Source organism: Hyphobacterium indicum (genome assembly GCF_003129605.1).
GTDB classification, from domain to species: Bacteria; Pseudomonadota; Alphaproteobacteria; order Caulobacterales; family Maricaulaceae; genus Hyphobacterium; species Hyphobacterium indicum.
In genome coordinates, this window is record NZ_QBDX01000004.1 from 871,578 (window position 1) to 895,210 (window position 23,633).

A 23,633-nucleotide genomic window follows, 5' to 3' on the forward strand; every position below is an offset into this window, starting at 1 on the left:
TGCCTACTCGCTATCCATCAGCCGCTGGCTGAGGAAGGTGTAGAGCAGGGAATCACGGCGCGCGCTCTCGGCAAGATTGGCCGCAGAGGAATGTCCGCCTTCCGTGTTTTCATAATACAGATAGGGATGACCCAGCTCCTCGAGCAGGTGCGAGAATTTGCGGGCATGGCCCGGATGGACGCGGTCATCCTTGGTCGAGGTGTAGAGATATATCTCCGGATAATCACCATTGGCATCGACATTGTGATAGGGCGAGATCGAGCGCAGGAAACCGCCCTCGTCCGGATCCGCCGGATCGCCATATTCGCCCATCCATGACGCGCCGGCGAGCAATTGGTTGAAGCGCAACATGTCGAGCAGCGGTACAGCCGACACGACCGCATTCCACAGATCGGGCCGCTGGGTGTACATCACGCCGGTCAGAAGCCCGCCATTCGATCCGCCATAAACGCCCAGATGGCGCGGCGTCGTGAGGCCGGTCTCGATCACATCTTCTGCGACCGCAATCAGATCATCATAGATGCGCTGACGGTCCATTTTCAGACCCGCCTGGTGCCAGGCCGGGCCGAACTCACCGCCGCCGCGGATATTGGCGGACACATAAGCCCCGCCACGCTCCAGCCAGAGCCGGCCCCGCACACCCGAATAGCTGGGCTGGATCGACACCTGGAAACCGCCATAGGCATAGAGCAGGGTCGGCGTTGTGCCGTCCATGACGGTGTCACGATGGCGGACCACGAAATAGGGAATCATTGTGCCATCGCTGGATTCAGCTTCCAGCTGTTCCACGACCAGATCTTCGGCCTCAAACCAGCTCGGTGTTGACTTGGCCTGCTCCACGGTTCCGGCCTCGATGTCCACGAGATAAAGAGAATCCGGGGTCAGGAAGCCTTCGGCGTTCAGAAAAGCAAGGTCATGATAAACGCTCGTTCCGAATAGCCCGAGGGTAAGGTTTTCCGGTGTGTCGATCTGCGACGACGACCAGACATTGCCATCGAAATCAAAGCGCCAGAGCTGTCCGGTGACATTATCGTCAATCTGGATCAACACCGTGTCTTGCGAGATTCCGACCCCGCCGATCGACTGGCGCGCCCCTGGCACGAAGACCGTCGCCACATCGCCGATTTCGCCGGTCGCTGCAAAGTCACCCATGTCGAAAGACAAGAGCGCGCCTTGCGGGAAGCTGTCGCCATTCTCGCGCGTCCAGTCCTCTTCCAGGGTGAACAGGAGCTGGTTGTCATAAAGGCCTGACAGGGAGGACTTGGCGGGGATTGGAAGCGCAACCGGATCGGCACCTTCCGGCAAATACCACCATGTCGTTTCAAAGAAGGTGTCGGCCTCCGACGCCATCATGTAGACATTGCCCGCATTATCCTCGGTCCGGAACGCAAACAGGCCAACATCCTCTCGGTCACCGCGCAGGATTTCGGTGGCCTCTTCCATCGGCGTGCCGCGTTCCCAGCGATAGATGATAGACGGATAGCCCGATGTCGTTGAATTCTCGTCACTCGTGGCAAAGCCGAACAGAACCGTGTCTTCGTCAATCCAGCTCATGCCGCCCTTGGCTTCGGGGGAGATGAAGCCATCCTCGACGAAGGTACGGCTTTCCAGATCAAACTCGCGGCGGACCGAAGCGTCCTGGCCGCCATCCGACAGGGTTATGATGCAGCGGTTGTACTCGGGCGCCAGGCAATTGGAACCTTGCCACACCCAGTTCGTATCCTCTGCCTCGGCCAGCGCATCGAGATCCAGCACCACGTCCCATTCGGGCGCATCCGACAGATAGCTTTCGAGGCTGGTCCGGCGCCACAGACCGTGCGTATTGTCCGCATCCTGCCAGAAATTCCAGATATAATCGTTCTGGTAGGAGCCATAGGGAATGCGGTCATTGCTCTGATAGACTTCAAGCGCCGCATTATACAATTCATCATAGCGCGGATCGCCCTGCAGGCGGTCAAATGTGCGCTCATTCTGGCCTTCAACCCATTCCAGAGCCCGCTCACCCTCGACCTCTTCGAGCCAGACGCGTGGATCGTTTTCCGGATCGATCTGGACGATATCGGCTTCTTCGGTCATGTCCGCAGACTCCATCGTCCCGGACGCTTCCGGCATATCGGTTTCCGTTTCGGCACTGTTTGTGTCAGATGATTCCGAAGAACAGGCCATCAGCAAGGCCCCGGCGGCCGTGGCAGTCAAAAATCGTTGCAGCATCTGGATATCTCCCAGGATAATGTTGCCTGTATCCCTAGCGCCTGGGCGCGCGGATTCAAGTTAAACCCTCTGTAAGGAAGCTGTTATGCGCGCCTTGAAGATGAACGGGACGGGAAATGCCTTCCTCCTTGTTGATGCGCGCGAACAGGCCTTCGCCGTAACGCCGGGGGGCGTGCGCGATCTGGCGGAGGCGTATGAATTTGATCAGCTCCTGGTGCTCGAGCCCAGCGAACGGGCCGCTGCGCACTATCGCATCTGGAACCGGGATGGCGGCGAAGTTGGTGCATGTGGCAATGGCGCACGCTGTGCCGGCTGGTATCTGACACAACAGTCCGCCACGGACACGGCGCTTCTCGACACCGCCTATGGTTTGACCGAAGCCCGCCGGACCGGCGATTTCCGCATCAGCGTTGATCTGGGCCCGGCCCTGACCCGCTGGCAGGAAATCCCGCTTGCCCGGGAAATGGGCACGGTGGCGCTGGATTATGCGCTGGAAAGCGGCGGTATCCGCCTGTCGCAACCCGGTGCCGTCTCGATGGGCAATCCGCACATCGTTTTCAACGTTCCGGAGCTGGAAGACCTGCCGGTGGAGGTGCTCGGACCGATGGCAGAAACCGACCCGCTTTTTCCGCAAGGGGTCAATGCCGGTTTCATGCAGATCCGCGACCGGTCGCATATCCGCCTCCGGGTGTGGGAGCGTGGCGCTGGCCTGACCAAGGCTTGTGGAACCGGCGCGGCAGCCGCCATTGTCTCGGGGCACCGCAAGGGCCTGGTCGACCGGAAGTGTCTGGTCGCAGTGGATGGCGGCAAACTGGCCATTGATTGGCGGGAGGACAATCATGTCTGGCTGGAAGGTCCGGTCGAGCTGGAAGGCGAAGTCACGCTCTGAGGCCCGGCGCTTGACCACAACTCACCTTTCCACCACTTAGGCAGGCTTATGTCTGATCAGGATGCCCATACCTCGCAGCCGGAAGCTCCGGCGGAAGCCGGCGGGAATGAAATTCTCACCTTCGGCTGCCGGCTCAACAGCTGGGAGAGCGAGGTCATGCGCGGACATGCCAGAGCAGCCGGGCTTGAAGGGGCCATCCTCGTCAACACCTGCGCCGTGACCAGCGAAGCCGTGCGCACTGCCCGCCAAGCCATCCGCAAGGCCCGCCGCGCCAACCCCGAAGCGCCCATCATCGTCACCGGCTGCGCCGCCCAGATCAACCCGGATGAATTCGCCCGCATGCCGGAAGTCACCCGCGTGATCGGCAATGCCGACAAGATGAAGGAGGCGACCTTCCGGCCGCATATCCTGTTGGCTGGAAACGAGAAAACCTCCGTCTCCGATATCATGCAGGTCAGGGACGTCGCCGGCCATCTGGTAGACGGGCTGGACGGGCGGGCCCGCGCCTATGTCCAGGTCCAGACCGGGTGCGATCATCGCTGCACCTTCTGCATCATTCCCTATGGCCGCGGCGACAGCCGCTCTGTGCCCGCCGGCGATGTCGTCGAGCAGGTCAAGACACTGGTCGGCACCGGCCATCAGGAAATCGTGCTGACCGGCGTCGATCTGACCAGTTGGGGCAGCGACCTTCCGGGAACGCCGAAACTGGGGCGCCTGGTACAGGCCATTCTGAAAAATGTGCCGGACCTCCCACAGCTTCGCCTCTCCTCCATTGATGCCATAGAGATTGATGACGCCCTGTTTGACGCCATCATCTCCGAGCCACGCATCGCGCCGCACCTGCATCTCTCGCTTCAGGCCGGGGCCGACATGATCCTGAAACGGATGAAGCGGCGGCATTTGCGCGCCGATGCTATCGACCTCTGCCAGCGCCTGAAATCCGCGCGCCCGGACATTGCCTTCGGAGCGGACATCATCGCCGGATTCCCGACCGAAACCGACGACATGTTTGAAGACTCGCTGAGGCTGGTTGATGAGTGCGGTCTCGCCTATCTGCATGTTTTCCCGTATTCGCCGCGCCCCGGAACACCGGCTGCACGCATGCCGCAGCTGGATCGCACCCTTATCAAGGCCCGCGCCGCGCGTTTGCGGCAGAAGGCCGATGAGGTGCTGGCCGCCCATCTCGAAACCATGACCGGATCGGTTCAGAGCGGGTTGGTGGAAAAGCCCGGATTCGCGCGCGCCCCCAATTTCGCGGGCATCAGCATGAGCACAATGACGGCCCGGGCCGGGGCGATACTGCCGATCCGTATCACCGGTCATGACGGCAAGGTGCTGCAGGGGATGCCCGTATGAGCGATGGCGGAAATCAGGAAAAGAAAAAGGGCTTCTTCTCCCGGCTGGCCGCCGGCCTGCGCCGCTCGTCCAGTGGAATCTCGGAAAGCGTCACCGCTGTTTTCACAAAGAAAAAGCTCGACAGCCAAACCCTTGAAGCGCTTGAAGACGCCCTGATCGCCGCGGATCTGGGCGCGCCGATCGCCTTGCGCGTCACCCAACGCCTTGCAAAGGACCGCTTCGACAAGGAGGTCACGGATGAGGAGGTGAAAACCGTTCTCGCCGAGACCATCGCTGAAACCCTTCGGCCGCTTGAAGCGCCCCTGGACATCGGAGGCGGTTCGGATCCCGAAGTCGTTCTGTTCGTTGGCGTCAACGGATCGGGCAAGACCACGACACTGGGCAAGATTGCGGCCCGCATGGTGCGTGACGGCCAGTCGCCCCTGCTCGTGGCCGGGGACACCTTCCGCGCCGCCGCTGTTGAGCAGATCGCTGTCTGGGGCGAGCGCGCGGGCGCGCCGGTCGAACGGCGGGAAATCGGCGCAGATGCCGCCGGCCTCGCTTTCGATGCGGTCCAGCGGGCCAGGCGCGAACACCTGGATGCCGTGCTGATAGATACGGCCGGCCGCCTCCAGAACCGTACCGAATTGATGGATGAATTGCGCAAGATCGTCCGCGTTCTGGGCAAGATGGATGAAACCGCCCCCCACAAGGTCATTCTGGTTCTGGACGGGACGGTGGGCTCCAATGCGATGTCGCAGGCCGCAGCCTTTCTGGAAGCGGCCCGTGTCACCGGCCTCATCATGACCAAATTGGATGGAACCGCGAAAGGCGGCGCACTGGTCCAGGTCGCCGAAAAATTCGCCCTGCCCATCCACGCCATCGGGATTGGCGAAGGTATTGATGACCTTCAACCCTTCGACGCCCGCGCTTTTGCACGGGCGCTTGCGGGGCTTGACGAGGCGTGACGCCCGAAATTGCCGGCGCAGCGGCCATGCTCGGCTCGGCCATGACCCATGCAGTAATGGGCATGCTGACCAAGTCCTCATCGGACAAGCTGGTCTTCCGTTCGGTGATGATGTCGACGAGTGCGATCCTCTTTTTGCCGCTTCTCTTCCTCCTGCCGCCGCCCCCCGCGGAGGCCTGGCCCTTTCTGATCATGGGCATGGGCCTGCATTTCGTTTTCCAGATGTCGATGATCTCCGCCTTTGAGCGCGGCGACATGAATCTGGTCTATCCGGTCATGCGCGGTGCCGCACCGGCATTGGCGGCGCTCTTTGCCTTCCTCATCCTGGGTGAAGCTCTTTCCATACTGCAGATCAGCGGGCTGGCGCTCGCCTCGGCAACCATTATCGGATTTGCCTGGCCGGATCGCAGCAAGGCACCAAAAGTCACTGCGCTGGCATTCGCTGCGCTCGCTGCGCTGATGACCGCTCTGTATTCGGTCAACGACGCCTCCGGCGTCCGCGCCACAGGAAATCCGCTGACCTATCTGGCATGGTTTTCTCTCGTTACGGCCCTGCCGATTCTGGTGACTGCACTGGTCCGGCGCGGGCGGCGCTGGCCGGACCTCGCCCGGCGGCAGTTTGGCAGCGCCGCACCTGCGGCAGTCCTGGGTGCTGCGTCTTATGGCTTGGCCCTGTTTGCGTTTTCTATTGCCGCAATAGGGCCGATGGCGGCCATGCGTGAAACATCGGTGGTATTCGGCGCCATCCTCGCCGCACTCATCCTGAAAGAACCCTTCGGGATCAAACGCAGCCTTCTGGCAATCTTTCTGGCCGCCGGCCTCGTAATGCTTCAGGTTGGCTGATGTGAATCGGAGATGGCAGGTATGAATCAGGCACGGAAAACCGCGGGACAGGGCGCACAATTACTGACCGATGTCGGTCCCGTCATTGCCTTCATTCTGGTCTATAATATCGGTCGGAATTTTGTCGGCGATCAGGCCATCTACTGGGCGACCGGCGTTTTCATGGCGGGTGTCGGCCTGGCGCTGGGTTATGCCGCCATCGTGCAGAAGCGTTTTCCGCCCATGCTCGTCGTGTCTGCCGTGATCGTGCTTTCCTTCGGCGGGCTGACCATCTGGCTGCAGGATCCGATTTTCGTCTATGTCAAACCGACCATCATCAACCTGCTCTACTCCTTCGCCATACTGGGCAGCTTCGCCTTCGGCTTCAATGTCTGGAAAGCCCTTTTCGGTTCCATCTTTACCCTGCCGGACCGGGTCTGGTGGATTCTGGCGGTCCGCTGGGCCCTGTTTTTCCAGATTCTCGCGCTGATCAATGAATTCCTGTGGCGTCACATCAATGACTCCGTGGTTCTGGAGAGCGCGCGCTGGTTTCCCGGCCTTGCCTGGAGCGAGAGCGTCTGGGCCAACGGCAAGCTGGGAATCATGGCGCTGACATTCATTTTTGCGATGGCGAACATCCCGATCGCGCTCCGGCATCAGCCGGACGATGAAGACAAACAGGATGATCCGTCCCCGGCCGGAACGGCCTGATATCCGCAACTTCCGTATCCGGATCAATGTCATTGATCCGTGACACTCTTGCGTTAAGCTGCCCGCATCCGTGAACCGGAGGGGAGTGATCATGGGCAGCGACAAGACCTTCAATTTGTCGGAATCTCCCGGTCATCTCCTGCACCGTGCGCAACAGTTTGCAGCGGAACGGTTTGCCACGAATCTGTCCTCCGGAGACAAGCTCACCCAACGTCAATTCGCCGTTCTGGCCTCCGCAGCGGCCAATGAAGGCCTGACCCAGACCGATCTGGTCAGGGAAACCGGCATTGACCGCTCGACCCTGGCCGAGCTGGTCGCCCGCATGGCGATCAAAGGACTGATCCGCCGCGAAGCGGTCGCTGGCGATGCGCGGGCCAACGCGATTTTCCTCACCGATGACGGGCGCGCCATTTACGAACGGGCATTGACCGGAGCGCGGCTGGCTGATGATGCCATTCTGTCCTCCCTGCCCAAGAACAAGCGCGCCAGCTTCCTCGTCACGCTTCGCCGCATTGCGATGACCATCGAAGAGGATGAAGCCAAGGCCAAGGCCGAGCTTAAAAAGCTGAAAGAGGCCGCAAAAAAGGCCAAGAAGAAAGCCAAGAAAAAGGCCAAGAAGCAGGCCAAAAAGAAAAAGAAAGACAAGGAGGCCTAACGGCCCTCCTCAAGCGCGGGCAGGATCACCCGGCGCACGACATCGTCGGTCAGGGGCCCGGCCCAACGCGCGCGGATCACGCCATCAGCACCGACCACGAAGGTTTCCGGAGCTCCCGTCACCCCCAGCTCGATCACCGCGACTCCCGCCGGATCCCGCACGATTCCGGAAAACGGATTGCCAAGCCGGGTCAGGAAGGCATTGGCATTGGCATCGCTGTCGCGCCACGCAATGCCGTAGATCGGAATGCCGGATTGCGCCAGATCGACAAGAACCGGATGCTCGACTTCACACGGTGGACACCAGGATCCCCAGACATTCAGAAGATAGGCTTCGCCCGCCAGGCCGGACGGTGTGAAACCGGAATGCCCGTTCAGCGCCTCCAGTTCGAATTCCGGCACACTCTCACCGACCAGCCGCATCGTCTGGGTACTTTCGGTACGGGTGATGAGGGCGAAGGCCAGAAGGCCGGCCAGGCCGAACAATATTATGACGGGGACGAGCCGGAGCCAACTCATTCCCCGGCCTCGTCTTCCTCACGTTTCAGATGCCGTTTGGCGGACATACGCTCCTGCAGGATAAAGAGCAGCAATCCGCCCACACCCAGCGCTGTCAGCGCATAGGAAATCCAGACGAATTCCATATAGGCACCGGGTTCGATGACACCGCTCATGCACGCGCCTCCCTGAGCCGCTGCAGATTGGCGGCCTTGTGCGCCATGATCGCGCTGCGCATGCGGTAAAGTACCATCCAGCCGGCCAGCAAGGTGAAGCCGATTGCCATCAAGGCCAGTGGCAGAAGCTGGCTGCCGTGAATTTCCGGGCCATCCGCACGAAACACCGTCGCCCCCTGGTGCAGAATGCCATCCCACCATTCCACCGAGAAGCGGACAATGGGGAGATTGACCAGCCCGACCATGGCCAGAATCGCCGCGGACCGTGCCGCCAGGCGTTCATCCTCAATGGCGGCGCGAAGCGCGATATAGCCCAGAAACAGCAGAAACTGGATCAGCATGGAGGTCAGCCGGGCATCCCACACCCACCACGCGCCCCAGGTCGGCTTGCCCCAGATCGCGCCGGTAATCAGGCACAGCGCTGCGAAAACTGCGCCAATTGGCGCAATCGAGGCCGCCGCAACATCCGCCAGATTGTGGCGCCAGATAAAGTAGACAAAGCTGGCCACGCCCATCGCGAAATAGAGTGCGAGCGCCAGCCAGGCCGACGGCACATGCACATACATGATGCGGATTGTGTCGCCCTGGAAGCGGTCGACGGGCGATGAAAACAGGCCATACCACAGCCCGGCAGCAATCAGCGCCACAGCCAGCCAGCCGCATACCGGAATGGCGATGCGCGCAAATGTCTCAAAACGATGGGGGTTGGCGAGATAGCTGAACATGATGTTTGCACCCGTTAGCCTGCCCTGATCCGGCGGGCAAGCGCCAGATGGCCGCACTTAATCCGCTTCGGCCGGAAGCATGGGTTCGAACGCATCGCCGGATTCGCTCAAGACGTCGTGCGCGGGGAAGCCGTCAAATACATCGGTCCAGGCGTCAGCAAGGTATTCCTCGAACACTGAAAGCGGAACAGGAACATCATATCCACCCTCGGCATAGGATCCGACGGCATAGGGATCGAAATGGAACATAAGGCCGCCCGCGGCATCCCCTGACGGATTGGGTATGAGCGTGAAACCGGGAAAGGCTGACAGTTCGGCCGCCAATGGCGCCAGCCAGGTTTCACGCTCCATCGCTTCATTGAAATCGGCACCGAGACGTTCACGCTTCATCGCCATCAACTCGCGGTAGACGGCGTAGAACAGCGCCGTTAGCCCGGCCGAATCCGTCACCGTGTCCTCGAACAGGTCAGCCAGTCCGGCCGGGCGGAGCCGGTCCGTTCGTGTCACGATCGGGTTGCTCCCCTGATTGGGGTGTGCACCGCCCGTATAGTAGGACGTATTGCGATTCAGGCTCAAAACCTCCGGATGCGCAAAGGTCACGGCAATCCCGGTGTCACTGAAATAGGGATTCCAGCTCCAGGACGGGGCGTCTTCTGTCCAGCTCCGGTGGTCCTCGAGCGCCATCATTGCAAACTCGCCCATGTTGCCGAGTTCGTCCTCGCGTAGCGCGGTCAAAATGGCCGGATATTCGGCAAGCCGCGAGTCAATCTCTACCGATGCCGAATAGAAACCCGGCATCCGGGCCTCGATCACTTCTGCAGTTGGTAGACTTTCCGGAGGCGGCTCTGTTTGCGCCAGAGCCGAAGGCATGGCCGCAATCAGTATTGCGCTGATCATCAGATTCTTCATGGACGGAATAGAAGCACAGGGCGGCATACTATTCCAGACGCGCCTTTAGCGCCGCCGAAATCGCAAAAGGCGCCAAAGCCGTCACAAAAAGGCTGACCGCACATGTCAGAAGCAGGTTTGCGGACGCTGCGGCATCTCCAAGGCCTGCGGCGCGGCCGGCGCTGGCAGTAAAGACCATCAGCGGAATGGCGAGGGGCGCGGCAATCAGGGCGATGACCAGCCCGCCACGCCGCGCACCGGCGGACAGCGCCGCTGCGATGGCCACCAGAAAGGCGAGGCCCGGTATGGCCGCGGCCAGCGCCAGCGCCAGCATGCCTGCAGCTTCGGCCGGCAGTCCGAAAGCAATGCCGCCGCCCAGACCCACCAGCGGCAGCGGCCACAGCGTTGCCAGTGCTGTACCCAGGACCTTGGCCAGAGCGACCACGGAGAGCGGCAGGCCTGACAGGCCATAGGTCTCGAGCGTCCCGTCGGCCACATCTTCACCGAACAGCCGTTCAGCCCCCTGCAGCACGGCCAGCAAGGCGGCAAAACAGATCACGCCCGGCCCCGCGGCCTGCAGCGTGGCCGGTGAATGGCCGATGGCGAGCGGTGCCAGTGTCAGGCTGGCGATGAAAAAGGCAGCGGGCGCTGCGGGTCCACCACCACCGGCAAAGGCCAGCCGCGCCTCGCGCAGGAAAATCGCGCCCGCCCTCACCGTGTCAGCTCTTGAATGCGGGCATCGGGCCAGTCCAGCGCCTGGTGCGTGGCGGCGACCACCAGTCCGCCGCGGCCCAGATGCGCCGTGACGGCTAAAGACAGCTTCTCCCGCCCCTCTGCATCAAGCGGGGCGGCCGGCTCATCCAACAGCCACACCGGCCGGTTCTGGACCAGGATTCGCGCCAGCGCCGCGCGGCGTTTCTGACCTTGGGACAAGCGCCGGGATGGCCGGTCGGCCAGCGCTTTCAGTCCCATTGCAGCCATTGCACCGGGCACATTGGCAGTCATTCCCGACAGTTTTGACCAGAAGGCCAATGACTGGCGCGGGCTCTCATCCGGTTTCAGGGCATTGTCATGGCCCAGAAACGCACAAACAGCGGGAGCCGCCTTAATCGCCGGGACATCCCCATAGCGGATATCGCCGGATGCCGGCCGCAGAATTCCGGACAGTGCGCGTAAAAAGGTGGTCTTACCCACGCCATTGCGGCCGAGAAGCACCAGCGCCTCACCGGCTTCCACGCGCAGCGATAGGCCGGAAATCAAAGGGATTCCGCCGCGCTCGAGCGACAGATCGCTGACCGTCAGCGGCAAGGGGTCAAAATCCGGAAGTGTCATCTTCTGCGATTTCACCCGGCCTGACCCCGGGGTCAAGGCGGATTGGCTAACAGACCGCATTGCAGCCGGACGCAGCGGGGTCTAAAACCCCCTCAAACAGACAGGCCCCGTTTGCGATACTCGTTCGCATTCCAACCGATAAGGATGCTCTCAATGGCTTCACTCGACAGCTTCAATTGCCGCCGCAACCTCGATGTGGATGGAAAAACCTATGTGTATTTCGATCTGAAGGAGGCTGAGCGCAACGGGCTGGACGGGGTCTCGAAACTGCCCGCCTCGTTGAAGGTTCTGCTCGAAAACCTGTTGCGCAACGAGGATGGCACCACGGTGACGAAGTCGGACATCGAGGCGATGGCCAAATGGGTCCAGGAGCGCAAGTCCACGACCGAGATCGCCTATCGCCCCGCCCGCGTGCTGATGCAGGACTTTACTGGCGTTCCAGCCGTCGTCGATCTGGCCGCCATGCGCGATGCGGTGAAAGAGCTGGGCGGCGACCCGGAGAAGATCAATCCGCTGGTGCCGGTCGATCTCGTCATCGATCACTCGTTGATGGTGGACGTGTTCGGGTCTGAAGACGCCTTCAAGCGCAATGTCGAACGCGAATACGAGCGCAATGGCGAGCGTTACAAATTCCTGAAATGGGGCGCGAGCGCCTTTGACAATTTCCGCGTTGTCCCGCCGGGCACCGGCATCTGCCACCAGGTCAATCTCGAATATCTCGCCCAGACCGTGTGGACCCGGGAAGAAGATGGCGAAACCATCGCCTATCCCGACACGCTGGTGGGCACTGACAGCCACACCACCATGGTCAACGGCCTGTCGGTTCTCGGCTGGGGTGTCGGCGGGATCGAGGCGGAAGCCGCCATGCTTGGCCAGCCCGTCTCCATGCTGATCCCCGAAGTCATCGGCTTCAGGCTGACCGGAAAACTGCCGGAGGGCGCAACGGCCACTGACCTCGTCCTGATGGTCGTGCAGATGCTTCGTGAACGCGGTGTGGTCGGCAAATTCGTCGAATTCTATGGCGAGGGCCTCGACCATCTTACGCTGGCCGATGAAGCCACGATCGCCAACATGGCCCCTGAATATGGCGCCACCTGCGGCTTCTTCCCGGTCGACCACGAAACCCTGGCCTATCTCGCCGACACCGGCCGGGACCCGGAGCGCGTCAAACTCGTGGAAGCCTATTCAAAGGCGCAGGGACTCTTCCGTCCGGAATACGAAACCGATCCTGTCTTCACCGACACGCTGGAACTGGACCTGTCCGAAGTGGTGCCCTCCCTTGCCGGACCGAAGCGCCCGCAGGACCGCGTGCCGCTGGACGGAGCCTCAGATGCCTTCGCCCAGGTCCTGCACGATGAATTCGACAAGCTGTCGGAAGGCCACAAGCGGGCCAAGGTCGAAGGGACGGAATACTCGATCGGCCATGGCGATGTCGTCATCGCGGCCATCACCTCCTGCACCAATACCTCCAACCCGTCTGTCATGCTGGGCGCCGGTCTTCTGGCCCGCAATGCCATTCAGCGCGGGCTCAAGGTCAAGCCGTGGGTGAAAACCTCACTGGCACCGGGGTCCCAGGTCGTGACCGACTATCTCGCCCGGGCTGGCTTGCAGGATGATCTGGATGCGCTGGGCTTCCAGCTGGTCGGATATGGCTGCACGACCTGTATTGGCAATTCCGGCCCGCTGCCGGAGCCGATCTCGAAAGCCATCAAGGAAGCTGACCTCGTCGCGACATCCGTGCTCTCCGGCAATCGCAACTTTGAAGGCCGCATCAGCCCGGATGTGCGCGCCAACTATCTGGCCTCTCCGCCACTCGTGGTCGCCTACGCCATCGCCGGTTCCATGAATGTGGACCTCCTGAATGATCCGATTGGCTATGATGAGGAGAACGAGCCGGTCTTCCTGAAGGAAATCTGGCCGACCACGGCGGAGATCAGTGAAGCGGTGCGCACCGCCGTGACGCCGGATATGTTTGCCTCGCGTTATGGCGACGTCTTCAAAGGGGACGATATCTGGGCGAATATCGAGGTGACCGGCGGCCAGACCTATGACTGGGATATGGGCTCGACCTATATCCAGAATCCGCCCTATTTCGAAGGCATGACGATGGATGCGGTTGCTCCACAAAACATTGAAAATGCACGAATACTGGGCCTTTTTGGCGATTCCATCACCACCGACCACATTTCTCCAGCGGGATCGATCAAGGCGGACAGCCCGGCCGGCACCTATCTTCAGGAGCACCAGGTCGCGCCGCGCGATTTCAATTCCTACGGCTCACGCCGCGGCAATCATCAGGTCATGATGCGCGGCACCTTCGCCAATATCCGCATCAAGAACCGGATGTTTGACGGTCTCGAGGGCGGCTATACGAAGAAATGGCCGGGCGGGGAGAAGACCGACATCTATCACGCCGCCATGGACTACAAGGCCGAGAATACGCCACTGGTCATCATCGGCGGCAAGGAATACGGCACCGGCTCCTCGCGGGACTGGGCCGCCAAAGGCACGCGCCTGCTTGGCGTTCAGGCCGTGATCGCCCAGAGTTTCGAGCGTATTCACCGCTCCAACCTGATCGGAATGGGCGTCCTGCCGCTTCAGTTCGAAAGCACGGACTGGGAAACGCTGGGCATGACCGGTGATGAGCAGGTCTCGGTCGCAGGCATCGAAACCCTCAAACCGCGCGAAGTGCTGGACGTGACGATCACCTTCCCGGATGGCCGCACCGAAACCGTAAAGGCGCGGGCCCGTATCGATACCGAGAACGAGCTGGAATACTACCGCAGCGGCGGCATTCTCCATTATGTTCTCCGGCGCCTGGCCGCAGCCTGATCCGGATCTCCGGGGTGCGGTGCAGACCGCGCCCCGGACCGGATATTCAGCCAGATCGCCTTTTGATACTCTGGCTTGCTTGCCATGCCTCCCGGTAAGCCGCTATTGACCCTGAAAAGGTTCAATCCGAATCTTGACGTCTGGGCACACGCGTCACGGCGATGTGATTCGCAGGTCAGCGGCGGGGGCACTATCTAGATAGACATGATCAACGGATTGCTCAGCCTCGTTTTTGCCGCGCTGCTTGCCGGACCGGCTCATGAGCCGGCCAGCGCACCTGCACGCCCGGTTCTGGTCGAGCTCTATACCAGCCAGGGCTGCCCGCTATGCCCCGCGGCGAATGAATATCTCGGGCGCCTAGACCGGAGGGACGACATTATCGCGCTCAGTTTCAGTGTTGATTACTGGGATATCTATGGTTGGCAGGACACCTATGCCCGCCCGGAATTCGTTGACCGTCAGCGGGCGTACAAATCCCGTATGGACCTCGCGCGGGTCTATACGCCGCAATTTGTGATCGACGGCACAGCCGAAGCCGCCGGATCCGAGCCCGACGGCATTCTGTCGCAAATCACCAACCGGCAGCTGACGATGACCGATTCCATAGAGATCGCCGTCCAGCATCATGGTGAAGGCAATTTCACGATCGATATTGACGGCTCCGTTCCATCAGCCGATCCGGCCACGATTTACATCGCGGCCTATGTTCCGGGCTGGCGGACGGTCAATGTCGAGGGCGGACGCAATGCCGGACGTGAAATCCGCGTCTACAACCCGGTCACCGCGATTTTCGAGCTCGGCGAATGGCAGCAGGGCGAGGACAGTTACGGAGCCGCCTTGCCCGAAGGATTGGCCGGCGTCTTCTTCGTCCAGGGCGGACAGGGCGGGCCAATCTATGGTGCGGCAGATTTCCGCCGCTCAATGACGGACTGATCGCGACGCTCACGCCTCGTCCGGGCGGACGCGCCAGGGCGGATCAAGGCGGTTTTCCCCGGCATGATAGAGCTTCCAGCGATGACCGTCCGGATCCCGGAATTCAGCCTCCCGCCACAACCAGCGTTGATCTGCCGCCTCGCTGTCAAACGTGATGCCCGCGGCTTCAAGCCGCGCCTTGTCGGCATCAACATGATCGGTTTCCAGATACAGCGTCGCGCCCGACGGAATGACCTCTTCTGCAAGGTGAATCGAAAAACTTGTGCCGCCCTCCGGCGCCAGAAAACGGCAATAGTGCGGACTGTCGACCAGCAACCGGAATCCGAGCCTCCGGTAAAAGGCTTTCGACCGGGAAATATCGCTCACATCCAGCGTCAGCTGATTGAGTTTCATGGCCGATCCTCCCCGGAATCCGGAATGGCGATGTCCGCCAATGGCCGGATCAGGCGGTCAAGACTCAGATCGCTCAATGCGAAAGCAAACCGGTCGGCACGTTCATTCAACCGGATAGCGTCCGGACGCGCTGCGTCGCTATGAGCGACAGCGACGATATGGGCCCAGTATCGATTGTCGGCTTGGCGAATGGACAGCGTCACCTCCAGCCCGTTTATCGTGGTGACACGGTGCCCGGCAATATCCGGCCCGCGCACATCCCGCAAGGGGCGTACATCGCGGAATCGGAGACGGCCGAGAACCGTTGCAACCCCGTCGCCCGCACCCGGTGAGACCAATGTCCAGCCACGTGGAGAAACAAGATCAAATGATGGCGACGATAATAAACGGCGCTCAAGGCAGTAGGCCGGGCCGTCTTCCGGCATGATACAGGCTTCACGGATCGCCTCCCGGCCCAGAGACAGGAATTCAAGCTGCATCCAGTCGGCCGCGCTCGCGAATTCGGGCAAATAGCCCCCGGCCAGCCAGGTCTGGTCATCATCGGCCCGGCGCACATAGATCTGTCCGTCAGGGCGCTGCCTTCCGATCAGGAAGTCTGCCAGCTGTCTTTGATTATGATCCAGCAGGGTGACCCGCGTCGCATTGCCGCCATTTTCCGGATCGCCCAGTGAAAGCGCCACATGCCGGCGTGCCAGGCGCGTCCGTTTTCCGATCGGCTCCAGACTGGCCAGCGCTGCGACAAGCCGGCCGGCAAGAGCGGCATCGGCTTCGTAATCATCATGAGACGCCAGCACCCAGCCTTCCAGCGTCCGGCGAAGCTGAAATGTCTCTGTCGATGTCGTCACCGAAATTTCAGCCACGGACTCCGGCGCGGCCGCCAGAAGCGGCGTCAAGGTGGCAGGCGGGGCCCCGCTCACGGCTGCGGACGGCTCCAGGAAAGTCGCCGCAAGTCCGGTCACCAGCAGCACACCGGCAATCGCAAGCGCGGCAAGGACCTGCCCGCGGCGTTTGGCCGGGGCGCTCATGACAAAGTGCTCCGGCGGCGCCAGATGCCAATCGCGAAGCCTGCGATAAGGATAAGAATGGGCGGCATCCACATTGTCCAGAAGCGCAGGCTTGCCTCCAGCGCATCAATGTCCTCGCGGAAATCCCGTTCGATCGCCCTCAGCCGCGCACGCGCCGTCGTCATTTCCGCCCGCAGTGCACCAATCCGGCCTTCGAGCGAGGTGGAAGCCTCGATACCCGCCACCGGCGGGCGGCCCGACATCAACGCATCCAGCTGTGCCTGAATGTCTTGCGTGCGCGTCTCAAGCGCTGCCTGTTCTTCGGCATACTCGGCCTCCGCCGCTGCCCGCAAGGCGTCCACGCGAGTCATCGGGCGCGCCGAAGATGGCAGCGAACGCAGCTCCAGAAGCGCCGGGTCCCCGAGCGCAAGGTCGACCAGATTGAGCAACAGGGCCGGATTGTCGGAGACAATCGACAGGCCAAACGCGGCATCCTCGCGCAGGAAGTAGGGATCATCCAGCCAGTCAACATCGGCAAAGATCACCACATCGCCGGACCGCTGCGAGGCGGCCAGATGTGTGTCCGGACCGGAACTGGACGGCGGCCCGTCCGGAAAGGCGGTCGGGAAAAGCCCGCTCAACCGGACGGCCAGAACGGGCGGGGAGGGGGCCGGCATATAGTCGGACAGCAATGCCGCCGGTGATGGATTTCCTGACGCGGTTTCCGTATCGGTGATTGCGCCGTCATCACTGGTTTGCGCGAGTATCCGGACGCCGAGTCCGTCAACAGGGCTCAACCGGATAAGCCCGGCCGAACCGAAATTGATCCCTCTCTGCAGATCAGCCGTGGCAAGATCAGTGGCCGATAATTGCCTGGGTCCGGCGGAAAACCACAAGGGGTAATTTCGAACCTGGTTTCGCCCGCCCTCGGAAATCTGGACGGGGAGGCCGAGATTGCGGTCCATGGCAATCTGGCCGGCGGGAATCTCCACCCCCCAGGCCGAGAGCAGATCCGGCATTGTTGACGACCGGCGGGCGCCCGGGGGCGGCAGTCCGTCAGGACCGGGACGGAAAGCGGCAAGCGCCAGCGGGTCCAGCGCGAGGATCAGCCTCCCGCCAGCCAATACGTATTGGTCGAGCAGATAAAGCTGATCTTCTGTCAGGCGCGGCGGGTGAACGATCAGCAGGGCATCGACCGCCGGCAGTTCCCGAAAACCGGAATTCAGCCAGGAAAGCTCATAGGCCGCGCTGATTTCATCGATGATATGGCTCGGACGCGCGCCGATTTCGCCTGGACGGATGGGAAGGCTGGTCAGAACGCCCAATTGCCCACTTTCCTGACGCGATAATTCAGCCAGTGACCGCGTCAGATCGTATTCCAGCAGGGCTTCGCGTTCCGGCGAGAAATAGGCCAGAACCTGCCGGTCATCGACCGCGTTCTCGGCGACCAGGCCGAAAAAGATGCGTTCGCCTTCCCCGGCGGGCGCAGGTGTCAGGCCGGCCGCCAATGCCGCATCTTCCTCGGCCGAAAAAGCCTCCGGATCAATCTCGGTCAGGAGAATACGGCCATTGGCTTCGGCCGCATAGGCGCGCAACAAACCCCGGACGCGTGATCCATAGGCCCGCACGGCCGGATAATCGGCAGCCGTGCGGCGCGAATAGTAGAACGTCCAGCGGACAGGCTCCTCAATATCCCGGATAACGCTGCGGCTGCCCTCGGACAGCCGGTAGAGCCCGCCCTCTGTAATGTCCAGCCTGACATCGGACAGCCAGGCCGAGGCGAGAAGGTTGAGACCGGCCAGCCCGGCAAGGAGGGCGGCAAGAAAAGCGGCGAGATGCCAGCGGCGGCTCATCATCGTCCGCCCTCCCGGCTGGCGCCGGCCTGCAATCCACCAGCGGCGATGCCGAAGGCCATGAGCGAGAGAAAATAGACAAGATCACCGACGCCCACAACGCCCCGCTCAAACGCGGCAAACCGCTCCAGCACACTGATATAGGCCAACGCCTCCACCACGAAGGCCGGGGCGGTGCCGGAAAGAGACTCGGTGACCAGCGGCAGACCGGCCATGGTCAACAGAAGCGCGGCCAGCACGGACAGGACAAAGGCCGTAACCTGGCTGCCGGAAGCGGCCGACAGGGCCTGCCCGATAGCGAGATAGCTGCCCGCCAGCAGGAAAGTTCCGAAATAGGCGATCGCAATGGCCAGATTGTCGGGACTGCCGAGATAATTGACCGCGATCCACATCGGTAGGGTGGAGACCAGGGCGCCGAGCGCAACTGTCCAAGCCGCCGCAAATTTGGCCAGCGATATGGATGACACCGATACCGGAAGGCTGAGCAGGATTTCCAGCGTACCCCGGTCACGTTCCTCGGCCCAGGCCCGCATGGCAAGGGCCGGCATGAGGATCATCAAAAGCCAGGGCATGTACGCAAACAGTGGGGCCAGATCGGCGCGATTGGTGTCGAAAAACCGTCCGGCATTGAACGCAAAGGCCGGGGCGGCAAAGGCAAAGGCGGCCAGGAAGACATAGGCCAGCGGTGTGGTGAACCAGGCGCGCATCTCGCGCCGGTAAATGGCCAGAAATCCTGCGGGAGATATGCTCATGCGGCCGCCTCGCCGCTCTGCCGGGTCAGGGACCGGAAGGCTTCATCCAGCCGCCCTGACCGCGACCGGCCGGAGAATTCGTCCGGGCTTTCATCGGCAAGAATCCGGCCCTTGTCGATCACGATGACGCGGCTGCACACTGCCGGAACTTCTTCCAGGATATGCGTGGAAACGATGATGGCCTTGTCCGCCGCCATTTCCCGGATCAATGCCCGCACTTCGTGCTTCTGATTGGGATCCAGCCCGTCGGTCGGCTCGTCCAGAACCAGAAGCGGCGGATCATGGGCAATCGCGGCGGCCAGCGCGGCACGGCGCTTATAGCCCTTCGACAGCGTCCCGATCTGCTGATTGGCCTCGCGGCCAAGCCGGGCGCGGTCCAGCGCCAGTTCCTGTGCCATCCGCAGCTCCCGTCCGGCATGCCCCCGCACCGACAGGCAGAAACCGACAAATTCGCGGGGAGTCATGGTGCCATAGGCGGGTGCGCCCTCCGGCAGATAGCCGACCAGCCGTTGTCCGGCCCTCCGCGCCTCTATCATATCGTGACCGCCGGCCCGCACCCTGCCCGAATCCGGCTCCAGCCGTCCGGCAATCATGCGCATGACTGTGGTCTTGCCGGCACCATTGGGGCCCAGAAATCCGAGCACTTCGCCCGTCGCCAGCTTGAAACTGACCCGGTCAACCGCGGGACGGCGCCCGAAAGTCTTGACCACTGAGTCAACGGTCAGCATTGCGTGAAGATATTCCTCGTCAGACCAGAATGCAGAGGCCTACAGCGATAACTTGTGTCGCCGGGCTTGACCAGACGGGAATGATGAATGGCTGAAGGAAGGGTGTCGGCCGGGGGCTGCGCTGCTGATCCGGGGGGCTGGGGGGGCTGTCTGAAACCTGGATCATGCAGCCGCTCGAAACCGTCCGGCCGACACGTTCAAGCTGTTTTCAGGATGCGGCCTTCGCAAGACCGAAATTTGACGGATTTGTGGCGATGCGTGAATACTTGGTAACGAAGCCGGGGTGATTCCGTTCCGGCGTACATACGGGAGCCAGGGTTCGCTTATGAGGGGAATGTCCGTTTCGGCCCGCGAAGACACCGTCATGTTTGCCCGCCCCGAACTGGATGCCATCCTCAGTGTTTATGGTCGGCTGGTCGCCAGCGGCGACTGCAAGGATTACGCGATTGACGGCCTCGCGGACCGCGCGGTTTTCTCCATCTTCCGCCGCACCAGCGAATTTCCCCTCTACCGGATCGAGAAAGTCCCGGCGAATGCCAAAAAGCAGGGCGCCTGGAAGATACTCGCCCCGGGCGGCACCATACTGAAGCGCGGTCACGAACTCGCATCTCTGCTGAAATTCTTCGACAGGAAGCGGTTCCGGGTCGTCGAATGACCGGACATCCGCACAAAGAAAAACCCCGGCTCCGGAGAGCCGGGGTTTGCCAATGTGATCGCTCGGGAACCTATTCGCGGGAACCGAGGAACATCAACAGGAACTGAAACAGGTTGATGAAGTTGATGTAGAGCGAGAGCGCGCCGAAATTGGTGGCCACGGCCATCTGCGCCTGATCACCGCCCAGAGCGTAATATGTGCCTTTCAGGCGCTGCGTGTCGTATGCAATCAGGCCCGAGAAAACCAGCACGCCGATCGCGGAAATGATGAAGGCCATCATCTCGCTTTGCAGGAACATGTTGACGACCATGGCAATGATCAGGCCGATCACGCCCATGATCAGGAAGCTGCCCATGGCGGTCAGATTGCGCTTGGTCGTGTAACCGAAGAGCGAAAGGCCACCGAAGGCAGCCGCGGTCACGAAGAAGGTCGTCGCAACGCTCTGGCCGGTATAAAGCAACAGCACGATACCGAGCGAGGCACCGATCGAGGCCACCACGGCCCAGTACAGGAGGCCGCTACCGGCCTTGCTGGGATTGCGCATGAAGAACATGGAGCCCAGAAGCAGGGCAATCGGCAGGAATGAAACGATCATGCCAAGGCCGGTATAGGTGATCGCCGAGCCTTCCGGCGTCGTGACCACCTGGAAAAACAGGTCGCGAACAGCCGGCACCTGGGAGGTCGCCAAGGCCAGGAGGCCGGATACGACAAGGCCGAGGCCGAGCTTGTTATAGACGCCGAGCATGAAGCTGCGCAGGCCGGCATCGACGGACATGTCCATCGTACCGACGGCATTTCCATAACCACGATAGCTGTCATTCATAGCAATTCTCTTTCCTTCAACACGAAAGGGGCCTTTGCCACATAGGCAAAACCCGCTGCCGCGAATATCGGTGTATTGCGGCCGTCTGACAAGGGGAGACGGGCGCGCGCCGAATCCCCCTGCTGCTGCATATTTCGCAGTCGCGGGGTTAATCCGCGCCGCGAAACCCGGCATTCTTGTCCCATGCTGCTACGCCTGTTTGCTGCCCTGCCTGTGCCCGAAGCGATCGCCTTGCGTCTGACCGCCCTGCAAAAGGGCGTGCCCGGGGCAAACTGGCGCAGCGCAGAGGTCATGCATATCACGCTGGCCTTTTTCGGAGAGGTGGATGACGCCGCCGCGGAAGAACTGGATACCGGGCTGGCCGGGATCCGCTGCAAACCTTTTGATCTGGCCATAAAGGGGGCGGGCCATTTCGGACGGGCCGCGCCCCGCGTCCTGTGGATGGGCGTTGAACCGCATCCATCCCTTCTATTGCTGGCAAATTCCTGTGAAAGGGCGGCCCGGCGCATCGGTATTCCGGTCGAGAAGCGGAGATTCAGCCCGCATGTCACCATGGCCTATCTGGGAGAAACCCGGCTGGACCGGCTACTGTCCTTCGAGCGCCGGCTGGCGCTCTACCGCAGCCCGGACTGGTGTGCGGACCGCTTCTATCTCTACTCGTCATTGAAAGGCGGGCGCGGTGATAATCCCTACCGCATCGAAGCCGAATATCCGCTAATCTAGATCCAGCGGCGGGTTCGGGCACAATAGGCGTCGAATGCCGCGCCAAACCTGGCCCGCAAGGCACGCTCTTCCGGCAGAATCTGCAAGCGGTTCAGTGTGACAATAAAGGCTGGCACAACCAGCAGCGCCAGGACATCGCGCGACAGGAAGATGGCACCGAAAAGAACCAGCAACATGCCGAGATACATGGGATTCCGGGTTAAGCGGTAAATACCGCTGGTCACCAGCGCGCTGGCCCGGTCGATCGTGTGTGGATTGATCGTGGTCTGATGCCGCCGGAATGCCATGACGCCCGTCACGGCGATCAGAAGACCCGCTCCGGAGGCGATCAGGGCGGCCACCAGGCCGGAGCGGCCCAGAAGCAGATCCAGTGGTGAAAATGCGTCTATCCCGAACACAATCCCGATGAAGAAAACCAGGATGACAGGCGGAGGGATGACGGGGCGCATCATGGGAGACCGGCTCTATCCATCAATATCGAAGGCGGCCTCCAGGACGTCGAGACGCCAGCTTCCGTCCGTCCGGTAAAGCCAGAAAATATCACCATAATCACCGGATTCGAGCCGACCGCCCGCACACAGTGTTCCCTCAAGCATTTCCGGTCCGGCGATACCGGCGACCCAGCCACAGCTGGTATTGGAATGCTCGGCGACAAACGTCCAGCGCACATCGGATGAGACCGCTGCATCCAGGGCCTCTGCCCGTGTGCGGTCTGCTACACCGCCGCCGCACATTTCCGCAGCCGAGGGGGCGGCGGCATGTTGCAAGACATCGCCCGCAGCCAGGGCGGTTTGATAGGTCCGGCACGCGCTGGAGGAGAAGACGGCATCAAAATCCGGCTCGCCGAGCAGAGTATCCAGGCGCTCGACCATGGCCAGCCCGCTTTCGCCCAGCGGACAATCCAGCGCATTACAGCTTTCGTCCGCCTTGCGCGCATGGCGGACGATCAGGATATGGCGGTCAGCGCTGGCAATATCAGCACGGGCCGCGGCACTGGCGGCACTCAAAAGCGCGGGGCGATCAAACACATCACTGGCCAGGGCTGTGGCCGAAAACACAAAACCCAGCGCGATGGTCGCCACGGCGATCAGGCCCGTGCGCCATTGCGCGGACCGGATACTGGCCGCTCCATAAGCGGGGCGGTCGGTCTGGGCCATGAGTTTCATGTTTCAGCTCCGTGGGGAAACGCAGCCTGTCATTAACCCGGTCACCATCAAAAGGCGACGGCTCATGGCATTAAATAATCGTCAGCGAAGGATGTGAACGTCAGAATCCGCTATTCAGGAGCGGTTTTTCGCCAAACCGGCGGCGGAAAATCCGGATTTCCTTGTCAGCCTGTTCATAAGGCGAACTGGCTTCCGCAAAGCAAAAGGCATTGGCGCGCGGAATGTCGAGTGCGGATTGTGTCCGGACTTCTTCCAGGAATTCATCCTGCAGATTCTTGGCGCCGCCGATATAGACGACGTCTTCATCATGTATGCCTGCGACCAGCGCAAAAACGCCGGGAATAACGGGAACCTGCTGGATATTCGCACGATCAAGCTTGATAGCATGGCTCCATCGCAGCGTACCGCCAGTCTGGATTCGTGGCGTTGTGGCATTGCGCAAACCGGTCGTGTCACCGGGATTCCGGACTTCGCTCCGGCGCTGCGTTGCCGCATTCTGTGCCAGACCACGTTTTCCAAAACCTGCCATGCGTACGAGACTCCTGATCGCGAAAAACACCTTC

Annotated in this window: 26 protein-coding genes; 10 read left to right on the forward strand and 16 right to left on the reverse strand. The window is 61.5% G+C overall.

What is annotated here, in order from left to right:
• Window positions 1-3: 3 nt before the first annotated feature.
• Complete coding sequence (locus DBR16_RS12145; protein ID WP_109261496.1) at window positions 4-2,211, reverse strand: prolyl oligopeptidase family serine peptidase; 2,208 nt, start codon at window positions 2,209-2,211, stop codon at window positions 4-6.
• Between the two features lie 85 nt (window positions 2,212-2,296).
• Here DBR16_RS12145 and dapF point away from each other — a divergent pair, with 85 nt between their 5' ends.
• From dapF to DBR16_RS12175, 6 genes are all read left to right on the forward strand, one after another.
• A complete protein-coding gene (gene dapF / locus DBR16_RS12150; RefSeq protein ID WP_109261497.1) occupies window positions 2,297-3,100 on the forward strand; it encodes a diaminopimelate epimerase in 804 nt (267 codons plus the stop codon).
• Between the two features lie 48 nt (window positions 3,101-3,148).
• The gene (mtaB, locus tag DBR16_RS12155; protein WP_109261498.1) at window positions 3,149-4,456 is read left to right on the forward strand and encodes a tRNA (N(6)-L-threonylcarbamoyladenosine(37)-C(2))-methylthiotransferase MtaB; all 1,308 of its coding nucleotides are present in this window, start codon (window positions 3,149-3,151) and stop codon (window positions 4,454-4,456) included.
• The gene (gene ftsY, locus DBR16_RS12160; RefSeq protein ID WP_109261499.1) at window positions 4,453-5,403 is read left to right on the forward strand and encodes a signal recognition particle-docking protein FtsY; all 951 of its coding nucleotides are present in this window, start codon (window positions 4,453-4,455) and stop codon (window positions 5,401-5,403) included. Before mtaB ends, ftsY begins: the two co-directional genes overlap by 4 nt.
• Window positions 5,400-6,245 carry an EamA family transporter gene (locus tag DBR16_RS12165; protein WP_233347816.1) on the forward strand — a complete coding sequence of 282 codons (846 nt, stop codon included), beginning with the start codon at window positions 5,400-5,402 and terminating at the stop codon, window positions 6,243-6,245. Before ftsY ends, DBR16_RS12165 begins: the two co-directional genes overlap by 4 nt.
• A gap of 21 nt (window positions 6,246-6,266) precedes the next feature.
• Window positions 6,267-6,935: an inner membrane-spanning protein YciB gene (locus DBR16_RS12170; protein WP_109261872.1), complete on the forward strand. Its 669-nt coding sequence runs from the start codon at window positions 6,267-6,269 to the stop codon at window positions 6,933-6,935.
• 91 nt (window positions 6,936-7,026) lie between these two features.
• Window positions 7,027-7,590 carry a MarR family winged helix-turn-helix transcriptional regulator gene (locus DBR16_RS12175; protein ID WP_109261500.1) on the forward strand — a complete coding sequence of 188 codons (564 nt, stop codon included), beginning with the start codon at window positions 7,027-7,029 and terminating at the stop codon, window positions 7,588-7,590.
• On the opposite strand, the gene DBR16_RS12180 is transcribed toward DBR16_RS12175, so the two are convergent.
• Genes DBR16_RS12180 through ccmA form a run of 6 tightly spaced genes read right to left on the reverse strand, consistent with a single transcriptional unit; the run spans window position 7,587 to window position 11,223 of the window.
• Window positions 7,587-8,108 carry a DsbE family thiol:disulfide interchange protein gene (locus tag DBR16_RS12180; RefSeq protein WP_109261501.1) on the reverse strand — a complete coding sequence of 174 codons (522 nt, stop codon included), beginning with the start codon at window positions 8,106-8,108 and terminating at the stop codon, window positions 7,587-7,589. The two genes, DBR16_RS12175 and DBR16_RS12180, sit on opposite strands and share 4 nt — an antisense overlap.
• Complete coding sequence (gene ccmD, locus DBR16_RS12185; RefSeq protein ID WP_109261502.1) at window positions 8,105-8,263, reverse strand: heme exporter protein CcmD; 159 nt, start codon at window positions 8,261-8,263, stop codon at window positions 8,105-8,107. Before ccmD ends, DBR16_RS12180 begins: the two co-directional genes overlap by 4 nt.
• Complete coding sequence (locus tag DBR16_RS12190; RefSeq protein ID WP_109261503.1) at window positions 8,260-8,988, reverse strand: heme ABC transporter permease; 729 nt, start codon at window positions 8,986-8,988, stop codon at window positions 8,260-8,262. The genes ccmD and DBR16_RS12190 overlap by 4 nt, the downstream gene beginning before the upstream one ends.
• Window positions 8,989-9,045: 57 nt before the next feature.
• Window positions 9,046-9,885: a DUF3298 and DUF4163 domain-containing protein gene (locus DBR16_RS12195; protein WP_145959653.1), complete on the reverse strand. Its 840-nt coding sequence runs from the start codon at window positions 9,883-9,885 to the stop codon at window positions 9,046-9,048.
• A 40-nt stretch (window positions 9,886-9,925) separates the two neighbouring features.
• Entirely contained in the window at window positions 9,926-10,591 is a 666-nt protein-coding gene (locus DBR16_RS12200) for a heme exporter protein CcmB (RefSeq protein WP_109261505.1), read from the reverse strand.
• Window positions 10,588-11,223 (reverse strand): heme ABC exporter ATP-binding protein CcmA, encoded by a 636-nt coding sequence (ccmA, locus tag DBR16_RS12205; protein ID WP_161539506.1) that lies wholly within the window; start codon window positions 11,221-11,223, stop codon window positions 10,588-10,590. Before ccmA ends, DBR16_RS12200 begins: the two co-directional genes overlap by 4 nt.
• A 138-nt stretch (window positions 11,224-11,361) precedes the next feature.
• Between ccmA and acnA the strand changes: the two genes are divergently transcribed.
• On the forward strand, window positions 11,362-14,040 hold the full coding sequence (acnA, locus tag DBR16_RS12210) for an aconitate hydratase AcnA (protein WP_109261507.1): 2,679 nt from the start codon (window positions 11,362-11,364) through the stop codon (window positions 14,038-14,040).
• Between the two features lie 204 nt (window positions 14,041-14,244).
• Complete coding sequence (locus DBR16_RS12215; protein WP_109261508.1) at window positions 14,245-14,973, forward strand: DUF1223 domain-containing protein; 729 nt, start codon at window positions 14,245-14,247, stop codon at window positions 14,971-14,973.
• 9 nt (window positions 14,974-14,982) lie between these two features.
• Here the strand turns inward: DBR16_RS12215 and DBR16_RS12220 are convergent, their stop codons facing one another.
• Genes DBR16_RS12220 through DBR16_RS12240 form a run of 5 tightly spaced genes read right to left on the reverse strand, consistent with a single transcriptional unit; the run spans window position 14,983 to window position 19,703 of the window.
• Entirely contained in the window at window positions 14,983-15,366 is a 384-nt protein-coding gene (locus tag DBR16_RS12220) for a VOC family protein (RefSeq protein ID WP_109261509.1), read from the reverse strand.
• Window positions 15,363-16,391 (reverse strand): DUF4340 domain-containing protein, encoded by a 1,029-nt coding sequence (locus DBR16_RS12225; protein ID WP_109261510.1) that lies wholly within the window; start codon window positions 16,389-16,391, stop codon window positions 15,363-15,365. The genes DBR16_RS12220 and DBR16_RS12225 overlap by 4 nt, the downstream gene beginning before the upstream one ends.
• The gene (locus DBR16_RS12230) at window positions 16,388-18,226 is read right to left on the reverse strand and encodes a GldG family protein (RefSeq protein ID WP_109261511.1); all 1,839 of its coding nucleotides are present in this window, start codon (window positions 18,224-18,226) and stop codon (window positions 16,388-16,390) included. Before DBR16_RS12230 ends, DBR16_RS12225 begins: the two co-directional genes overlap by 4 nt.
• Window positions 18,223-18,975 (reverse strand): ABC transporter permease, encoded by a 753-nt coding sequence (locus DBR16_RS12235; RefSeq protein ID WP_109261512.1) that lies wholly within the window; start codon window positions 18,973-18,975, stop codon window positions 18,223-18,225. The genes DBR16_RS12230 and DBR16_RS12235 overlap by 4 nt, the downstream gene beginning before the upstream one ends.
• Window positions 18,972-19,703, reverse strand: a complete 732-nt coding sequence (locus tag DBR16_RS12240; RefSeq protein ID WP_109261513.1) for an ABC transporter ATP-binding protein — start codon at window positions 19,701-19,703, stop codon at window positions 18,972-18,974. Before DBR16_RS12240 ends, DBR16_RS12235 begins: the two co-directional genes overlap by 4 nt.
• A 325-nt stretch (window positions 19,704-20,028) precedes the next feature.
• Between DBR16_RS12240 and DBR16_RS12245 the strand changes: the two genes are divergently transcribed.
• A complete protein-coding gene (locus tag DBR16_RS12245) occupies window positions 20,029-20,358 on the forward strand; it encodes a DUF2794 domain-containing protein (RefSeq protein ID WP_233347818.1) in 330 nt (109 codons plus the stop codon).
• A 70-nt stretch (window positions 20,359-20,428) separates the two neighbouring features.
• On the opposite strand, the gene DBR16_RS12250 is transcribed toward DBR16_RS12245, so the two are convergent.
• On the reverse strand, window positions 20,429-21,181 hold the full coding sequence (locus DBR16_RS12250) for a Bax inhibitor-1/YccA family protein (protein ID WP_109261515.1): 753 nt from the start codon (window positions 21,179-21,181) through the stop codon (window positions 20,429-20,431).
• Between the two features lie 183 nt (window positions 21,182-21,364).
• Here DBR16_RS12250 and thpR point away from each other — a divergent pair, with 183 nt between their 5' ends.
• Window positions 21,365-21,904, forward strand: a complete 540-nt coding sequence (gene thpR, locus DBR16_RS12255; RefSeq protein ID WP_109261516.1) for an RNA 2',3'-cyclic phosphodiesterase — start codon at window positions 21,365-21,367, stop codon at window positions 21,902-21,904.
• On the opposite strand, the gene DBR16_RS12260 is transcribed toward thpR, so the two are convergent.
• From DBR16_RS12260 to DBR16_RS12270, 3 genes are all read right to left on the reverse strand, one after another.
• Window positions 21,901-22,356, reverse strand: a complete 456-nt coding sequence (locus tag DBR16_RS12260) for a methyltransferase family protein (RefSeq protein ID WP_109261517.1) — start codon at window positions 22,354-22,356, stop codon at window positions 21,901-21,903. The two genes, thpR and DBR16_RS12260, sit on opposite strands and share 4 nt — an antisense overlap.
• Window positions 22,357-22,368: 12 nt before the next feature.
• Window positions 22,369-23,070, reverse strand: a complete 702-nt coding sequence (locus tag DBR16_RS12265; protein WP_109261518.1) for a histidine phosphatase family protein — start codon at window positions 23,068-23,070, stop codon at window positions 22,369-22,371.
• 100 nt (window positions 23,071-23,170) lie between these two features.
• Entirely contained in the window at window positions 23,171-23,599 is a 429-nt protein-coding gene (locus DBR16_RS12270) for a hypothetical protein (protein WP_125184565.1), read from the reverse strand.
• Window positions 23,600-23,633 lie beyond the last annotated feature (34 nt).

Excerpts from the sequence above, each read along its gene's own strand:
- DBR16_RS12265 (WP_109261518.1), bottom strand. The coding sequence starts at position 23,070 with ATGAAACTCATGGCCCAGACCGACCGCCCCGCTTATGGAGCGGCCAGT.
- DBR16_RS12250 (WP_109261515.1), bottom strand. The coding sequence starts at position 21,181 with ATGAATGACAGCTATCGTGGTTATGGAAATGCCGTCGGTACGATGGAC.
- DBR16_RS12175 (WP_109261500.1), top strand. The coding sequence starts at position 7,027 with ATGGGCAGCGACAAGACCTTCAATTTGTCGGAATCTCCCGGTCATCTC.
- ftsY (WP_109261499.1), top strand. The coding sequence starts at position 4,453 with ATGAGCGATGGCGGAAATCAGGAAAAGAAAAAGGGCTTCTTCTCCCGG.
- DBR16_RS12230 (WP_109261511.1), bottom strand. The coding sequence starts at position 18,226 with ATGATGAGCCGCCGCTGGCATCTCGCCGCTTTTCTTGCCGCCCTCCTT.
- DBR16_RS12180 (WP_109261501.1), bottom strand. The coding sequence starts at position 8,108 with ATGAGTTGGCTCCGGCTCGTCCCCGTCATAATATTGTTCGGCCTGGCC.
- DBR16_RS12215 (WP_109261508.1), top strand. The coding sequence starts at position 14,245 with ATGATCAACGGATTGCTCAGCCTCGTTTTTGCCGCGCTGCTTGCCGGA.
- DBR16_RS12220 (WP_109261509.1), bottom strand. The coding sequence starts at position 15,366 with ATGAAACTCAATCAGCTGACGCTGGATGTGAGCGATATTTCCCGGTCG.
- acnA (WP_109261507.1), top strand. The coding sequence starts at position 11,362 with ATGGCTTCACTCGACAGCTTCAATTGCCGCCGCAACCTCGATGTGGAT.
- DBR16_RS12240 (WP_109261513.1), bottom strand. The coding sequence starts at position 19,703 with ATGCTGACCGTTGACTCAGTGGTCAAGACTTTCGGGCGCCGTCCCGCG.
- DBR16_RS12145 (WP_109261496.1), bottom strand. The coding sequence starts at position 2,211 with ATGCTGCAACGATTTTTGACTGCCACGGCCGCCGGGGCCTTGCTGATG.
- DBR16_RS12225 (WP_109261510.1), bottom strand. The coding sequence starts at position 16,391 with ATGAGCGCCCCGGCCAAACGCCGCGGGCAGGTCCTTGCCGCGCTTGCG.
- DBR16_RS12190 (WP_109261503.1), bottom strand. The coding sequence starts at position 8,988 with ATGTTCAGCTATCTCGCCAACCCCCATCGTTTTGAGACATTTGCGCGC.
- DBR16_RS12260 (WP_109261517.1), bottom strand. The coding sequence starts at position 22,356 with ATGATGCGCCCCGTCATCCCTCCGCCTGTCATCCTGGTTTTCTTCATC.
- dapF (WP_109261497.1), top strand. The coding sequence starts at position 2,297 with ATGCGCGCCTTGAAGATGAACGGGACGGGAAATGCCTTCCTCCTTGTT.
- DBR16_RS12170 (WP_109261872.1), top strand. The coding sequence starts at position 6,267 with ATGAATCAGGCACGGAAAACCGCGGGACAGGGCGCACAATTACTGACC.
- DBR16_RS12195 (WP_145959653.1), bottom strand. The coding sequence starts at position 9,885 with ATGATCAGCGCAATACTGATTGCGGCCATGCCTTCGGCTCTGGCGCAA.
- mtaB (WP_109261498.1), top strand. The coding sequence starts at position 3,149 with ATGTCTGATCAGGATGCCCATACCTCGCAGCCGGAAGCTCCGGCGGAA.
- DBR16_RS12270 (WP_125184565.1), bottom strand. The coding sequence starts at position 23,599 with ATGGCAGGTTTTGGAAAACGTGGTCTGGCACAGAATGCGGCAACGCAG.
- DBR16_RS12245 (WP_233347818.1), top strand. The coding sequence starts at position 20,029 with ATGAGGGGAATGTCCGTTTCGGCCCGCGAAGACACCGTCATGTTTGCC.
- DBR16_RS12235 (WP_109261512.1), bottom strand. The coding sequence starts at position 18,975 with ATGAGCATATCTCCCGCAGGATTTCTGGCCATTTACCGGCGCGAGATG.
- thpR (WP_109261516.1), top strand. The coding sequence starts at position 21,365 with ATGCTGCTACGCCTGTTTGCTGCCCTGCCTGTGCCCGAAGCGATCGCC.
- ccmD (WP_109261502.1), bottom strand. The coding sequence starts at position 8,263 with ATGAGCGGTGTCATCGAACCCGGTGCCTATATGGAATTCGTCTGGATT.